Below are 15,425 nucleotides of genomic sequence, written 5' to 3' on the forward strand. Positions count from 1 at the left end.
TGAAAATGAAAAAACTGCTGCTCATAGCACTTCCAATACTTTTGTTTTCTTGTAAGGAAGAAAGAATCGGTGGACTTCCTGATTCGTTTAATGGTCAAGATAAAATTGTCAATACAGATACTTTGGTTAATAACCAAAAGCCACTAAAAACAGACACTCTAATTTTTCAAAAATTAAGTAAGTCAAGTGTATTTGACACCGTTTTAGCTTCAACCTTGAAAAAAGGGTTTAATAAAGAAAATGTTGAAATTACATTCTGCCGCTTGGATTTTTACCTTAAAGGCAAAAAATTATTCTCCTTTCCAGTGACAGCTGACACATCAGAAGAAGGAGATTGGTCTTTGTATGAAGATCTTTTCCCTGATGGAAAAAGGAAAGTCTTTGACAACCGATTCTTTGAAATCTCATATGGAGTTCCGGCTTGCGGATATGCTCAAACTAACTTTTTATTTTTCATAGAAAATAACAATTTGCAATTAATCAGTAGAAATATTTCCGGAGTTGATGGCCCTTATGGAGATTGGACTGAGTTTGAGCCTAATTTTGTGGAAAACAAAATAGTTTCTCTTTCTTCCAAAAAAGTTACAATCAACAGCGACGAATCAAAACCTTATAATGATGAAAATGAAGCCTTGATTAGAACCTTTTCAGATTCTATCGTTTATAAATACAATGGTAAAAAATGGTCAGAAAAACTAGAAACACCCAAAAGCAAAATCTTTAGGACGGAATACAAAACCTTTAATGAATTATACAAACAAGAATGACAGTCTTTACCGAAACCTTTTCCGATTTTTATAGCAATGTCAAAGCGAGTTTAGCTGATGGAACTTTTGCGAAATTAACCTTAGCAAAAACTATTGGAAACACTGATTTGATGAATATTTATGTTCGCCCAATTGTAGAAGACGACATTTTAAAAATGGAACTTAAATATAAATTCCAACAGGAAGAAGTAGTCGAAATTCACACGATTGATGCAGCTCGTGACAAGCTGGTTACCTATATCAACAACCCGTTTATGTCGGCAATATTGTTCACTACCGAATTTGATTTGACCTATAAACTGAATAAAAAACGAGCGGTCAGCATCACTGAAAAAGTGAATACTTTTGGAAATGCTTCAGAAGTTTTATTGGATTATCTTAATCGATAACCATCTCGGGGATTTCTCCTTCAATGATTAAATCGGCTTCAGTTGAAGCGATAATGTGTTCTACAGAAACGCCAGGTGCGCGTTCTAAAAGTTTGAAACCTTTTGGCGTTATTTCTAAAACGGCAAGTTCAGTAACCACTTTTTTAACACAGCCAACGCCAGTTAATGGCAGCGTACATTTCTTTAAAATTTTACTTTCGCCGGCTTTATTCACATGCATCATGGCAACGATTATGTTTTCGGCAGAAGCTACTAAATCCATTGCGCCACCCATTCCTTTGACCATTTTCCCCGGGATTTTCCAGTTGGCAATATCACCGTTTTCGGCAACTTCCATCGCGCCAAGAATGGTTAAGTCTACTTTTTGACTGCGAATCATTCCGAAGCTAAACGCCGAATCAAAGAAGCTTGCTCCGGGCAAAGTTGTTATTGTTTGTTTTCCGGCATTGATGATATCGGCATCTTCTTCACCTTCAAACGGAAATGGTCCCATTCCGAGTACGCCATTTTCACTTTGAAATTCCACTGAAATATCATTGCGGACATAGTTAGCGACCAAGGTTGGAATTCCGATTCCTAAGTTTACATAATAGCGGTCTTTTACTTCTTTGGCTATTCTTTTTGCTATTTCTTCTTTTCCTAACATGGTTTATTTTTTTCTAACGGTGCGTTGCTCAATTCTTTTCTCAAACTTCTCGCCTTTGAATATGCGTTGTACCAAGATTCCGGGAATGTGTATTTGATTTGGATCTAATGAACCAACAGGTAATAATTCTTCTACTTCGGCTATCGTAATTTTTCCGGCGCCAGCCATACAAGCGTTAAAGTTTCGGGCTGTTCCTTTAAAAATCAGGTTTCCTGCTTCGTCACCTTTCCATGCTTTTACGATTGAGAAATCAGCTTTATAGGCCAATTCCATTACATGCATTTTCCCGTTGAATTCGCGTGTTTCTTTTCCTTCAGCTACCTCTGTTCCGTAACCTGCAGGCGTGAAGAATGCCGGAATTCCGGCTTGAGCAGCACGACATTTTTCGGCTAAAGTTCCTTGTGGCGTTAGCTCAACATCTAATTCTCCTGAAAGCATCTGGCGCTCAAACTCGGCGTTTTCTCCAACATAGGAAGAAATCATTTTTTTGATTTGTCTTTTTTGCAAAAGCAATCCAAGTCCAAAATCATCGACACCGGCATTGTTTGAAATGCAGGTCAAACCTGTAGTTTCTTTTTTTACTAATTCAGCAATACTGTTTTCGGGAATACCGCAAAGACCAAAGCCACCAAGCATGATAGTCATGTTGTTTTCGATGCCTTGAAGTGCTTCTGTAACGGAATTTACTTTTTTGTTAATCATGTTTAGTTATATTCTATTTTTTCTAGCCCTGATAGAAGTGAAAATCCTGACATTGCGTTCGCCGATCGTGATGGGATTAGCTTACGCTCAGTTCGCTTCGCTCGTGTGTCTTCGTTCCTCGCAATGACAGATTGAAACGGATAGCAGGAAATAGCTTCTAAAAATTACAGTCCAAATTCTTCCGGGTTTTGTTCTTCTTCTTCCGTTGGAACTGCAGTCGAGTCGACTTCAACTTTTCTCGGTGTCCAGCAGTCTACTTTTATCGAAAGATTATCAGGTCTTTCAAACGGATCTTTTGATACGAGCAAATCTTTATCTTCATAACATTTCTTCATCATATAACCCCAAATTGGTAAGGCTGCCGTTGCGCCCTGACCATAAGTAATTCCTTTGAAACGAGCCGATCGGTCTTCGCAGCCAACCCAAACTCCGGTAACTAAATTGGGCACCATTCCGATAAACCAACCATCAGATTGATTTTGGGATGTTCCTGTTTTTCCGGCAATTGGATTTGTAAACATATATGGATAGCCTGTCCAGCGATTGTCGCCGCTTCCGCCACCTTGTGTTCTAAGACGAACTCCTGAACCTTCTTCGGTTACACCTTCTAAAAGTTTGATAACGGCATAAGCGATGTCTTTGTTCAAAACATCATGCGTTTCGGGAACCGGTTCGTAAAGCACGACACCATTTTTATCTTCGATTCTACTGATGAACTGCGGTTTGATATAAACGCCCTGATTGGCAAAAGTGCTGTAAGCCGCAACCATATCTTCCACCGTAATTTCAACTGCACCAAGTGCAATGGATGGCTGAGTAGGAATATCTGCTTTTACGCCTAATTTTTTGGTTAAGGAAACTACAGCTTCCGGTCCAACTTTATCCATCAGTTTTGCTGAAACCGTATTGATAGAATTAGCCAAAGCTTTTTTCAAAGTAACCATTCCGCGGTATTTGTTATCCGAGTTTTTTGGTGTCCAGGATTCGGTAACATGATGTCTTCCAACCGGAATTGTAAACGGAGAATCAATAATCGAATCGCATGGTGACATTCCTAATTGTTCGATGGCGGTTGCATAAACAAATGGTTTGAAAGTCGAGCCTACTTGTCTTGCGCCTTGACCAACGTGGTCATATTGAAAATATTTGTAATCGATTCCGCCAACCCAAGCCTTGATATGACCAGTTTTAGGTTCCATTGACATTAAACCAGCCTGAAGAAAATGTTTGTAATATCTGATGGAGTCCGTAGGTGTCATCAAGGTGTCAATTTCGCCTTTCCATGAAAAGACTTTCATTTTTGTTTTGACCTCAAACGACGCTATAATTTCCTCTTCAGATTTGTCCAAATCTTTCATAACTCGCCAACGCTCTGATGTTTTCATGGCATTATCCATGATTTTTTTGGTTTCTTCCGGAGTGATTTTTAAGAAAGGTGCATTCCTGTTGTCTTTTTGCTCATCAAAGAATTGCTTTTGCAAATTTTTCATGTGAGCCTGAACAGCTTCTTCGGCATGTTCCTGAATTTTTGAATCTATAGTTGTATAGATTTTTAAGCCATCACTATAAATATCCCAATCGCTTCCGTCAGGTTTTTTATTTTCTTTCGCCCAATTTTTCATGTATTCACGAAGGAATTCTCTAAAATAAGTAGCCGTTCCTTCTTTGTGACTTTCCGGATGAAAGTGTAAAACGATAGGTTGGGCAGCCAATTTATCTTTGGTTGCTTTATCCAAAATACCGTTTCTAAGCATTTGACCCAAAACGGTATTTCTTCGCAAACGCACTTTTTCCAATCTGCGTAACGGATTGTATAAAGACGGATTTTTAAGCATACCGACAAACATTGCTGCTTCGTCTACGGTCAAATCGCGTGGTTCTTTTCCGAAATAAACTTTGGCAGCTGAACGAATTCCGACTGCTGTATTCACAAAATCGGCTTTGTTAAGATACATTGCGATGATTTCGTTTTTGGTATATTGACGTTCCAATTTAACCGCAATAATCCATTCTTTCACTTTTTGGATAACACGGAAAAGTTTGAATGTTGAGCCTTCACCATGGAATAACAATTTGGCTAATTGCTGGGTAAGCGTACTTGCGCCACCATCGGAACCTAATTTTAAAACGGCACCCAAAGTTCTTTTGGCGTCAATTCCCGAGTGGTCATAAAAACGCTCATCTTCGGTAGCGACTAATGCTTTTACTAAATGTGGTGGTAAATCTTCGTATTTTATTGGCGTTCTGTTTTCGTTGTAAAATTTTCCAATCGTTACACCATCAGAAGAAATAACTTCGGTTGCCAAATTTGACTCCGGGTTTTCTAAATCTTCAAAAGAAGGCATGCTTCCAAAAAATCCCCAGGATGCCAAAGTGAAAAACAAAGCCATTACTCCAAGACCATAAAAAAACAACTTCCAAAATTTCTTTTGATAGTACTTAATGTCTTTGACCGTAGTATTATTTTTTTGTGCCATAATTTTATTCTGTAGATTCTATTCTGAAACCAACATCAGAAATTCCCGGAAGTGCTGTTACACCTTCAATTCTTCCGGTTTGTCTTGTTGCCTGTTGTATGTGAATTTTATAAATTCCTTTTTGAGTAAAGTTTACTTTGTCTTTATAAAAAAGCTTACTTTCCTTAACGTCCGAAAAGCCATCTCCAAGAAGTGTTCCGTCCGGATTTGTCATTTGGTATTCCAGTGTGTCGACTTTTACCTTTCTGTTAGGTTGTTCCAAAGAAACAATCAGAAACAAATTATTGAATGGATAATCGTCGTTATCTCTAATATTTACATACAAATTAAAGAACTTTTTCGGGTCCAGTTTCGGCAATTCAAAAGTCACGATGCTGTCTTTATGCCAAGCTTTTCCAACCGATTTATATTCGTCAAAAACTCTTTTTTTATCGCAGGAAATAACCAAAAGCAGTAGTAAAATAAAAAGGATGCTATTCTTTATTTTCATTCTTTTTTATGATTATAGGTTTTTTGTCTGCTGGCTTTTGATGTTGCTTTTGTCCTTGACCGTGCTCCTTTTTCTGATTTTGGTTCGGATTTGACTGCGTCCTGTTCGGCTTTACATCTGGTGAAACCTTGTTTTTATTCTTATTTCTGTTTTTGTTTTTGCTCTTTTTGGGTTGGTCAAATCGGGTTAGACTTTCTTGTCCCATAGCATTATTAAAATCTTTTTCAGGTTCAGAAACTGTTTCAATAGCAAAATCTTCAAGAGAACTTACTTTTTTACCTTGCTTGTTTTCGGCGATTATCTCTTTGACTTGCTCAATATTCAACACATGCCAATTCGCAAAGTTTTCAGTATAAGCAAACCACATCAAGCCTTTGAAAATATCTTGTTTTTGGCAAATGGCATCGCCTTTTTCTGTTTTTAGTTTGGTTTCAAAATCAGGAAAGCCTTTTAAAGCATCTAAATACGTATCCAATTCGTAGTTCAGACAGCATTTTAATTTACCGCATTGTCCGGCTAATTTTTGTGGATTTAAAGACAATTGTTGGTAACGTGCTGCCGAAGTATTTACGCTACGGAAATCGGTTAGCCAAGTAGAACAACACAATTCTCTACCGCAGGAACCAATGCCGCCAAGACGAGCTGCTTCCTGGCGCAAGCCAACTTGTTTCATCTCAATTCTGGTGTTGAATACCCGAGAATAGTCTTTGATTAAAAGTCTGAAGTCAACTCTGTCGTTTGCAGTGTAATAAAAAATTACTTTGGAACCATCACCTTGGTATTCTACATCCGAAATTTTCATTTCCAGTTTGTGAACAATGGCTAATTCACGTGCTTTTACCTGCATTGCAGCTTCCTTATCACGTGCGTCGCTCCATATATCAATGTCTTTTTGGGAAGCTTTTCGGTATACTTTCGGAATATCAGGGCTGGTGTGATTCACACCTTTTTTCTTCATTTGAATCTTTACCAATTCTCCGGTTAGCGTTACTATTCCAACATCGTGTCCGGGAGAAGCTTCAGTAGCGACAATATCGCCAATGCCAAGCGTAAGTTTTTCGGTATTGCGGAAAAATTCTTTTCTTCCATTTTTGAAGCGAACTTCAACACAATCAAAAGCAGTCTCTCCATTTGGCAGACTCATATTGGCCAACCAATCAAAAACTGTTAATTTGTTGCAGCTATCGGTGCCGCAAGTCCCATTATTTTTGCATCCTTTAGGTGCACCACCATCAGATGTTGAACAACTTTGACAAGCCATAATTATATATGTAGTGTTGCAAAAAGCAACTTATAATTCATTAAAACGTTAAAAGTGTAAAGATAGTATTTTTTGAAGTTTTAAAAATTCTTTTCTCAGAATTTGATTTCATTTGTTTTGACAGGGAAAAAAGGTTTATTTTGGCATGAAACTTAAAAATCTTTTTAAATGAAAAAAATTAAATTAATAGCAATGACCGTTCTCTCAGGACTTGTATTTTCCTGCTCTTCTTCAGATGATGGCGCGACTACTTCCGGAGAACTTACAGGTAAATGGTACTACAAAGAGTACAAAGTTGCAGGAGAAACAATTCCTTATGGTGGTCATGAAGCATGCGGAAAAGATTATATTCAACTCAATGCCGACGGAACAGGTGCTAATGTAGATGTTTTTAGTTGTGTAGAGGATCCGGCATTGTTTACTTATACTAGATCAGGTAATAGCGTTACCATTACTTCTGATGGGCAATCAGATACTGCACAAATTACTGAACTTTCGTCAACTACTTTAAAAGTAAAAAGAAGCTATGATTTTGATGGTGATGGTAATGATGAATTTGTAATAGAAGTATATACCAGAAGCTAAAAAATAAAAAAACGCCGATTTTAATCGGCGTTTTTTTATTCTAAAATTTTATATAATTTATCAGACAAACGAATTCTGAAAGGTAAATTCATCGTGACTTTATCACCGGCTTTTGCCAAAGTACTTTCACTTCCGTTGACAAACATTTTCTCAACAACAATTTCCTGATTTCCTGTGGTTGGTCCCGAAATTAAAATTTTATCGCCAATAGCTAATTCCTGATTTTCGATACTAAAAAGCCCGACTTCCGCTTTGGCGTAATAATGTTCTGCTTTGCCAATCAAGGTTTTTTTGATTTTGATTTTTTGACGAATGTCTTTAGCTTTTTCTATTGTTGCCAAAGGTTTGTCTGAAAGTTCACCCGAATGTTTGAACAATAATTTATCCGATTTCCCTTTTCTGAAAATCATATTTCCGTTTTTCACGCCACGACGCAATTTTACCTGATCAACCAATGACATATGAATGATTTCCTGACATTCAGCTGAGCAACAGTTTTCCATGGCGGCTTTACATTCATCACATTGAATGAATAATAAATGACAACCTTCATTTTCACAGTTGGTGTGATTGTCGCAAGGTTTTCCACATTGATGGCATTGCGAAACGATATCATCGGTAATTCTTTCGCCAAGACGATGATCAAAAACAAAATTTTTACCAATAAATTTACTTTCCAAACCTTCCTCTTTGATTTGTTTGGCATAATTGATAATGCCGCCCTCAAGCTGAAATACATTTTTAAAACCTTGGTGTTTGAAATAAGCTGAAGCTTTTTCGCAACGGATTCCGCCGGTGCAATACATTACCAGGTTTTTATCTTCTTTGTGATTTTGAAGTTGCTCATTGATGATTGGTAAACTTTCTCTGAAAGTCTCGACATCCGGAGTTATGGCGCCTTTGAAATGCCCAATTTCGCTTTCGTAATGATTTCTAAAATCGACTACAATTGTATTTGGATCATCTAAAATTTGGTTGAATTCCTTTGCTTTTAAGTGAACGCCGATATTGGTAACATCAAAAGTTTCATCGTTTAATCCGTCGGCTACAATTTTGTCACGAACTTTTACGGTCAGTTTCAAAAAGGAATGGTCGTCTTGTTCGACAGCCACATTCAAACGGATGTTTTTCATGAAGTCATACACTTCTAAAGTTTCGCGAAAAGCTTCAATATTTTCTGCCGGAACCGACATTTGAGCGTTGATTCCTTCTTTGGCCACATAGGTTCGGCCAAGCGCATCGAGCTTGTTCCATTCGATAAATAAGTTGTCGCGAAATTGTTTTGGGTCTTCAATTTTGGCATACGCATAGAAAGACAAAGTAAGTCTTTGTTTGCCGGCTTGGTCAATAAGTTCGGCTCTTTCTTCTGCGCTTAAGGTGTTATACAGTTGCATGCTATAAACGTTTAAGTGAGAAATATTTGTGAGTCCTAAATGGAAGGATTCGGGTGCAAAGATAATATTAATTTGAAAAGTAAAAAGAGATAAGGGAAAAGGCATAAGATTTTCACTTATCCCTTTTCCCTTATTTCTTATCCCTTAATTTCTGATTAACAGAATTCCGCGTAAGCGTCTCTCAGGTTCTCAGCAATCATTTCTGCAGGACGACCTTCAATATGGTGACGTTCTAACATGTGTACTAATTCACCATTTTTGAACAAAGCCATGCTTGGTGATGATGGAGGAAAAGGAAACATATGCTGACGTGCTGCATCAACAGCTTCTTTGTCAACACCTGCAAAAACCGTTACCAAATGGTCTGGTTTTTTGGTGCCATCTAAACTCATTTTTGCTCCCGGACGGGCATTTCTGGCAGCACATCCACAAACAGAATTAACAACAACCAATGTTGTTCCTTCTTCTTTTAAGGCATTTTCTACTGCTTCAGCACTATATAAATCTTGAAAACCTGCGGCAGTTAATTCAGCGCGCATTGGGTTTACCATTTCTTCTGGATACATATTTTTAGATTTTAATTTTAACTATTTAATTTTAGATTTGAAAAAATCTACTGCAAAGATAACGAGATTTTACTTTTTAAATTTTAAAGAAATGATAAAGATTTGTTATTGTCTGATAGTCTTAAAACCTATTTTATTTATCCTTAATTCTGTCTTTTAAAATGGTTTCCACATTTACTAATCCAAAACCTTTTACTTTTAGCAAAACCAAATAATGAAATAGTAAATCAGCGGCTTCATTTAGAAACAACTCGGAATTATTATCCTTGGCTTCTATCACCAATTCTACAGCTTCTTCACCAACTTTTTGAGCCACTTTATTAATGCCTTTTTGACAAAGTGACGCCACATAGGAATCCGTTTTTGGGTTTGAAATCCGTTCTTCAATTACGTTTTCCAATTGTTTTAGAAAAGAAAGAGAAGCTTCATTTGCAAAACAAGAAGTGGTTCCACTGTGACATGTTGGACCGTTTGGAATGACTTGAATAAGTAAAGAATCATTGTCGCAATCTTCTTTTATAGAAACTACTTTTAGAAAATTACCCGAAGTTTCGCCTTTGGTCCACAATCGATTTTTGCTTCGACTGAAAAAAGTCACTATGTTTTCTTTTTGTGTTTTTTGGAAGGCTTCTTCGTTCATATAGCCTAACATTAACACTTGTTGCGTTTCGCTATTTTGAATAATTACTGGAATTAATCCATTATTTTTTGAAAAATCTAAATTCATCTGATGGGAATTTGTTGTGTTTTTAAAATATTTTTTAATTCGGATATAGGCACTTCATTAAAATGAAAAATACTGGCTGCTAATCCTGCGCTGACTTCGGTTTTGGTAAATAATTCTACAAAATGATTAGTGTTTCCTGCGCCACCGGAAGCAATTACAGGAATGGAAATAGCTTTACTAATCGAGTTTGTGATTTCTAATGCAAATCCGGTTTTAGAACCATCATTGTTCATAGAAGTTAACAAAATTTCTCCCGCCCCTAATTGCGCTACTTTTTTTGACCAATCGACAGCTAAAATTCCAGTAGATTCGGTTCCGCCTTTGATGAAAACATACCAATCATTTGTGGTTTTTTTGATGTCAATGGCAACTACTAAACTTTGGCTTCCAAAAGCATCTGAAATCTGGGTAATCAAACCCGGATTTAAAACGGCAGCCGAATTAAGACTCACTTTATCTGCACCCGATTGCAACAACAATCTTGCATCTTCAACGGATTGAATGCCGCCGCCAACGGTAAACGGAATATTGATTTCTTTAGACAATTGTGTCACCATTTCGGCTAAGGTCTTTCGTTTTTCCAAAGTCGCACTAATGTCTAAAAACACCAATTCGTCTGCTCCATTTTTAGAATAATAGGAAGCTAATTCAACCGGATTTCCTGCATCTTTAAGTTCTAAAAACTGAACACCTTTTACTACCCGACCGTTTTTAATATCCAAACACGGAATGATTCTTTTCTTTAACATAATTCACGTAGATTTTCGATTTTAATCGTGCCTTCATATAGTGCTTTTCCGATGATTGCGCCTTCACACCCAATGGCTTTCAAAAGTTCTAAATCGGAAATTGTAGTAACGCCACCACTTGCAATCAAATTCACTTTTGTTTTCTCTAAAATATTTTGATACAATTCGTTAGAGGTTCCCTGCAACATGCCGTCTTTATCAATATCAGTACAGATAACGGTTGAAATTCCTTTAAAAACATAGTCAGAAATATAATCAACTACATCACGTTCAGAAGTTTCCAACCAACCTTGAGTTGCAATTTTTAGATTCAGACAATCAGCACCTAAAATGATTTTTTCGCTTCCAAATTCTTTCAACCATTGTAAAAATTCTGTCGGATTATTTGCTGCAATGCTTCCGCCGGTAATTTGATTTGCGCCGTTTTCAAATGCGATTTCAAGATCTTTCCTTTGCTTTAATCCGCCGCCAAAATCGATTTTCAAATTGGTTTTGGTTGCAATTTGATACAATACTTTATGGTTGATAATTTGGTGTGATTTTGCTCCATCCAAATCGACTAAATGCAAATATTTGATACCGTTATCTTCAAAATATTTAGCAACTTCCAATGGGTTTTCGTTATAAATTTTTTGCGTAGCATAATCGCCTTTGGTCAATCGGACACATTTTCCGTTGATGATGTCTATGGCTGGAATGATTCTCATAATTTCAAAAAGTTTAGTAAAAGTTGTTCGCCAACATCCGAGGATTTTTCGGGATGAAATTGTGTGGCGTAAAAATTATTCTTTTGCATGGAAGCGCTAAATGGAACGATGTAATCACAAATGGCTGTAGTTTCTTTACAGATTTCGGCATAATAACTGTGCACAAAATAGAAATCATCTTCGGATGAAATTCCGTTGAACAATTCTGATTCTATATTAGAAATTGTATTCCAACCCATGTGCGGCACTTTTAATTTTGGGTCGAATTTCTTTACAATCGTATCAAAAATCCCCAAGCATTTTGTCTCACCTTCTTGCGAAAATTGACAAAGCAATTGTTGTCCAAGACAAATTCCTAAAACAGGTTGTGTTAGATTTTTTATGACTTTATCCAAACCTTTTTCTTTTAGATAAACCATAGCCGAACTTGCTTCGCCAACACCAGGAAAAATTACTTTTTCTGCTTGTTTCAAAAGATTTTCATCATCTGTTACAAGGCACGAATAACCCAATCTTTCAATAGCATTTTTCACCGAAGTGATGTTGCCTGCGTTATATTTTACAATGGCTATCATAGAATTCCTTTGGTGCTTGGGATGTTATTAGTTCCGTCTTTTTGAACTGCCATTTTTATTGCTTTTGCAAAAGCTTTAAATATGGATTCTATTTTGTGGTGCTCGTTTTCGCCTTCCGATTTAATATTTAAATTGCATTTGGCACCATCACAAAACGATTTAAAAAAGTGGGAGAACATTTCAGTTGGCATTTCACCAATTTTTTCTCTGCTAAATTTAGCTTCCCAAACTAACCAGGAGCGACCTCCAAAATCTAATGCCACTTGTGATAAACAATCATCCATTGGTAATAAAAAACCATAACGATTAATTCCTTTTTTTGAACCTAATGCATGCGAAAAAACTTCACCTAAAGCAATACCAACATCTTCAATCGTGTGATGTTCATCGACATACAAATCACCTTTGACGTTAATGTTTAAATCGATATTTCCGTGTTTTGCAATTTGGTCTAACATGTGATCAAAAAAACCTAACCCTGTATTAATGTTGCTTTTTCCGTTTCCATCCAAATTAATCTGAACTGAAATTTCGGTTTCTTTTGTGGTTCGGGTAAGTTCGGAAACTCTTGGCTGTTCTTTCAAAAACTGATAGATAGTTTCCCATGATGTGGTTGATAAAATTGCGCGTTCATTGGCTGCATTCGAAATAAAAATCGCTTGACTTCCTAAATTTTCTGCCAATTGGATATCCGTGATTCTATCACCAATGACGAAAGAATTTTTTAAATCGTAATTGCCTTTTATATATTGTTGCAGCAAAGCCGTTCCGGGCTTTCTGGTTGGCAAATTTTGCTCCGGAAATGACACATCAATAATCACATCTGAAAATAAAATTCCTTCGTTTTCAAAAGCTTTCATCATTTTGTTTTGAGCAGGCCAAAAGGTATTTTCCGGAAAAGAATCAGTTCCCATTCCGTCTTGATTGGTAACCATCACCAATTCATAATCGAGTTCTTTTGCGATGCGTGATAAATACTGAAAAACCTGCGGATAAAACTCTAATTTTTCTAAACTATCGACTTGAAAATCGATTGGAGGCTCGATGATTAAGGTTCCGTCGCGGTCTATAAATAATACTTTTTTCATGATGTAACTAATTGTAGTGCGGACACTAATTTTTGATTTTCACTTGGTGTTCCAATGGTAATTCGAATCGTGTTTTCAACCACAGAACTTCGGTTTCTGGTGATGATTTGTTGTTCGATTAAACTGTTGTAAATGGCTGTTGCATTTTCCATTTCAACCAATAAAAAATTGGCTTCTGATGGATAAATTTTCAATACAAAATCTAATGTCAAAAGTGATTCTTTTAGCAATTCACGTTCTGATTGTATCAATTGAATAATGGCTTTGAAATTACTTTCATCTGCAAGTGATTGTATTGCCGCTTGTTGATTCAATTCGCTCACGTTGTATGGCGGTTTTACTTTATTCATTACTGAAATTATAGTTTCATTTGCATAGGCAATTCCGACACGAACTGCTGCCAAACCTCGAGCTTTACTAAACGTTTGCGATACAATTAAATTTGGATAGTTATTGATTTTTGAAACCAATGAAAGTTGTTCGCTAAAGTCGATATAGGCTTCGTCTAAAAACACAATTCCATTGAAGTTTTTGATAATATATTCTAGATTTTCTAATGAATTTCCTGTCGGATTATTTGGCGAACACAAGTATAAAATTTTGGCATTTTGAGCTAAAATAGCTTCTGAATTCAGTTGAAAATCTTTGGTTAATGGAATTGAAATTATTTCCAAATTATTGATATTCGCATACACTTCGTACATGCCATACGTTGGTGGGCAAATGATTATTTTATCTTCTTTTGGTTCACAAAAAACACGTTGCACCAAATCGATAATTTCGTCACTTCCGTTTCCGATTAAGATGTTTTCAACAGCTATTTTCTTTTGATTGCTCAACATTTGTTTCAATCGCCATTGGTATGGATCGGGATAACGATTCAAATCGCCAAACGGATTTTCATTGGCATCTAAAAAGATACCTTGATTGCTTTTATACTCATCTCGTGCGCTTGAATAAGGTTTGAGCGAGAGAATATTTTTTCGAATTAAATTAGTGATATTATCCATTTTGTAATTTTTTTAATCGGATGGAAACGGCATTTTTGTGAGCATCTAATTGTTCGGCTGCAGCCATAATTTCTATCGCTGGCCCAAGATTTTGAATGCCTTGCGAAGTCAGTTTTTGAAACGTAATTTTCTTTACAAAACTGTCTAACGAAACGCCACTATAACTCTTTGCATAACCGTTTGTTGGAAGTGTATGATTCGTTCCGCTGGCATAATCTCCGGCACTTTCACAACTGTAATTTCCAATAAAAACGGAACCTGCATTTTGTATTAAATCAATTTTATTTTCAGCATCTTTAATTGCTAAAATCAAATGTTCCGGAGCATAAAAATTACTAAATTCAATGGCAGTTTGAATGTCTTTAAAGACTAAAGCCCGGCTGTTTTGCAATGCTTTTTCTACCGTTGATTTTCTTGGCAAAACAGTTTTTTGAGTTTCAATCGCCAATACAACTTTTGAAACAATTTCTTCCGAATTAGTAACCAAAATTACCTGACTATCTTCACCGTGTTCCGCTTGAGAAAGTAAATCGGAAGCCACAAAATCAGCATCACAAGTTGCATCTGCAATAACTAACAATTCACTTGGTCCAGCAGGCAAGTCAATAGCAATTCCGAGTTGTTGTGCGTATTGTTTTGCAGCCGTTACGTATTGATTTCCGGGGCCGAATATTTTAGAAACTTTTGGGATCGTTTCGGTTCCAAAAGTTAAAGCTGCAATGGCTTGAATACCACCAATTTTGAAAATTTCTGTAACTCCAGTCAATTTCGCAGCGGATAAAATCGCTGGATTTATTTGTCCGTTTTTATCTGGCGGAGAACACAAAATAATATTCTTGCAACCTGCAATTTTAGCCGGAATTGCTAACATTAAAACGGTTGAAAAAAGGGGTGCCGTTCCGCCTGGAATATAAATTCCAATTGTGTCAATCGCACGATTTTCTCTCCAACAAAAAACACCAGCTGTTGTTTCAATTTTGGTTGGAATTTCTTTTTGAGAATAGTGGAATTTGGTAATATTATCAGCAGCAGTTTGAATGGCATTTTTTAAATCTTCAGAAACTAATTTGTTTGCATTTTGAATTTCTTCATTTGAAACTTTAAAATCAGCAATAGTTACGCCATCAAAAATTGAAGTGTATTTTGAAACTGATTTATCACCATTCTTTTGAATATCATTAAAAATTACTTTCACGGTTTCGTTTAAATCGGCCGTAGGAACTGTTTTGCGTTTGGCCAATTCTGACCATTCTTCTGAGTTTGGGTTTATGTATGTTTTCATATTATTTAAA

The 15,425-nt window shown here is 36.4% G+C and carries 17 protein-coding genes; 3 read left to right on the top strand and 14 right to left on the bottom strand.

The window, feature by feature from the left end; all coding sequences use genetic code 11:
• The first annotated feature begins 5 nt into the window (after positions 1–5).
• The gene (locus GS03_RS03395) at positions 6–767 is read left to right on the top strand and encodes a hypothetical protein (protein WP_136151164.1); all 762 of its coding nucleotides are present in this window, start codon (positions 6–8) and stop codon (positions 765–767) included.
• The gene (locus GS03_RS03400; RefSeq protein ID WP_136151165.1) at positions 764–1,156 is read left to right on the top strand and encodes a hypothetical protein; all 393 of its coding nucleotides are present in this window, start codon (positions 764–766) and stop codon (positions 1,154–1,156) included. The genes GS03_RS03395 and GS03_RS03400 overlap by 4 nt, the downstream gene beginning before the upstream one ends.
• Here GS03_RS03400 and GS03_RS03405 read toward each other — a convergent pair.
• The 5 genes from GS03_RS03405 to GS03_RS03425 form a co-directional block, all read right to left on the bottom strand.
• On the bottom strand, positions 1,146–1,802 hold the full coding sequence (locus GS03_RS03405) for a 3-oxoacid CoA-transferase subunit B (protein WP_136151166.1): 657 nt from the start codon (positions 1,800–1,802) through the stop codon (positions 1,146–1,148). The two genes, GS03_RS03400 and GS03_RS03405, sit on opposite strands and share 11 nt — an antisense overlap.
• A gap of 3 nt (positions 1,803–1,805) precedes the next feature.
• Positions 1,806–2,504: a CoA transferase subunit A gene (locus GS03_RS03410; protein WP_136151167.1), complete on the bottom strand. Its 699-nt coding sequence runs from the start codon at positions 2,502–2,504 to the stop codon at positions 1,806–1,808.
• A 164-nt stretch (positions 2,505–2,668) separates the two neighbouring features.
• On the bottom strand, positions 2,669–4,981 hold the full coding sequence (locus tag GS03_RS03415) for a penicillin-binding protein 1A (protein WP_168710260.1): 2,313 nt from the start codon (positions 4,979–4,981) through the stop codon (positions 2,669–2,671).
• A 4-nt stretch (positions 4,982–4,985) separates the two neighbouring features.
• The gene (locus GS03_RS03420; RefSeq protein ID WP_136151169.1) at positions 4,986–5,471 is read right to left on the bottom strand and encodes a gliding motility lipoprotein GldH; all 486 of its coding nucleotides are present in this window, start codon (positions 5,469–5,471) and stop codon (positions 4,986–4,988) included.
• The gene (locus GS03_RS03425; RefSeq protein ID WP_136151170.1) at positions 5,455–6,732 is read right to left on the bottom strand and encodes a PSP1 domain-containing protein; all 1,278 of its coding nucleotides are present in this window, start codon (positions 6,730–6,732) and stop codon (positions 5,455–5,457) included. The genes GS03_RS03420 and GS03_RS03425 overlap by 17 nt, the downstream gene beginning before the upstream one ends.
• A 168-nt stretch (positions 6,733–6,900) precedes the next feature.
• Between GS03_RS03425 and GS03_RS03430 the strand changes: the two genes are divergently transcribed.
• Positions 6,901–7,317: a lipocalin-like domain-containing protein gene (locus GS03_RS03430; protein ID WP_136151171.1), complete on the top strand. Its 417-nt coding sequence runs from the start codon at positions 6,901–6,903 to the stop codon at positions 7,315–7,317.
• A gap of 35 nt (positions 7,318–7,352) precedes the next feature.
• Here GS03_RS03430 and trhO read toward each other — a convergent pair whose 3' ends face one another.
• From trhO to hisD, 9 genes are all read right to left on the bottom strand, one after another.
• Positions 7,353–8,711 (bottom strand): oxygen-dependent tRNA uridine(34) hydroxylase TrhO, encoded by a 1,359-nt coding sequence (gene trhO, locus GS03_RS03435; protein WP_136151172.1) that lies wholly within the window; start codon positions 8,709–8,711, stop codon positions 7,353–7,355.
• 155 nt (positions 8,712–8,866) lie between these two features.
• On the bottom strand, positions 8,867–9,277 hold the full coding sequence (locus GS03_RS03440) for a BrxA/BrxB family bacilliredoxin (RefSeq protein ID WP_136151173.1): 411 nt from the start codon (positions 9,275–9,277) through the stop codon (positions 8,867–8,869).
• Positions 9,278–9,410: 133 nt separating this feature from the next.
• Entirely contained in the window at positions 9,411–10,004 is a 594-nt protein-coding gene (gene hisIE / locus GS03_RS03445; RefSeq protein WP_136151174.1) for a bifunctional phosphoribosyl-AMP cyclohydrolase/phosphoribosyl-ATP diphosphatase HisIE, read from the bottom strand.
• A complete protein-coding gene (gene hisF, locus GS03_RS03450) occupies positions 10,001–10,753 on the bottom strand; it encodes an imidazole glycerol phosphate synthase subunit HisF (protein ID WP_136151175.1) in 753 nt (250 codons plus the stop codon). Before hisF ends, hisIE begins: the two co-directional genes overlap by 4 nt.
• On the bottom strand, positions 10,747–11,460 hold the full coding sequence (gene hisA / locus GS03_RS03455) for a 1-(5-phosphoribosyl)-5-[(5-phosphoribosylamino)methylideneamino]imidazole-4-carboxamide isomerase (RefSeq protein WP_136151176.1): 714 nt from the start codon (positions 11,458–11,460) through the stop codon (positions 10,747–10,749). Before hisA ends, hisF begins: the two co-directional genes overlap by 7 nt.
• Positions 11,457–12,035, bottom strand: coding sequence for an imidazole glycerol phosphate synthase subunit HisH (gene hisH / locus GS03_RS03460; protein WP_136151177.1), 579 nt, complete (start codon positions 12,033–12,035; stop codon positions 11,457–11,459). The genes hisA and hisH overlap by 4 nt, the downstream gene beginning before the upstream one ends.
• The gene (hisB, locus tag GS03_RS03465) at positions 12,032–13,123 is read right to left on the bottom strand and encodes a bifunctional histidinol-phosphatase/imidazoleglycerol-phosphate dehydratase HisB (RefSeq protein WP_136151178.1); all 1,092 of its coding nucleotides are present in this window, start codon (positions 13,121–13,123) and stop codon (positions 12,032–12,034) included. The genes hisH and hisB overlap by 4 nt, the downstream gene beginning before the upstream one ends.
• Positions 13,120–14,133: a histidinol-phosphate transaminase gene (hisC, locus tag GS03_RS03470; RefSeq protein WP_136151179.1), complete on the bottom strand. Its 1,014-nt coding sequence runs from the start codon at positions 14,131–14,133 to the stop codon at positions 13,120–13,122. Before hisC ends, hisB begins: the two co-directional genes overlap by 4 nt.
• Positions 14,126–15,415, bottom strand: coding sequence for a histidinol dehydrogenase (hisD, locus tag GS03_RS03475; protein WP_136151180.1), 1,290 nt, complete (start codon positions 15,413–15,415; stop codon positions 14,126–14,128). Before hisD ends, hisC begins: the two co-directional genes overlap by 8 nt.
• Between the last annotated feature and the right edge of the window lie 10 nt (positions 15,416–15,425).

Source organism: Flavobacterium sangjuense (genome assembly GCF_004797125.1).
GTDB classification, from domain to species: Bacteria; Bacteroidota; Bacteroidia; order Flavobacteriales; family Flavobacteriaceae; genus Flavobacterium; species Flavobacterium sangjuense.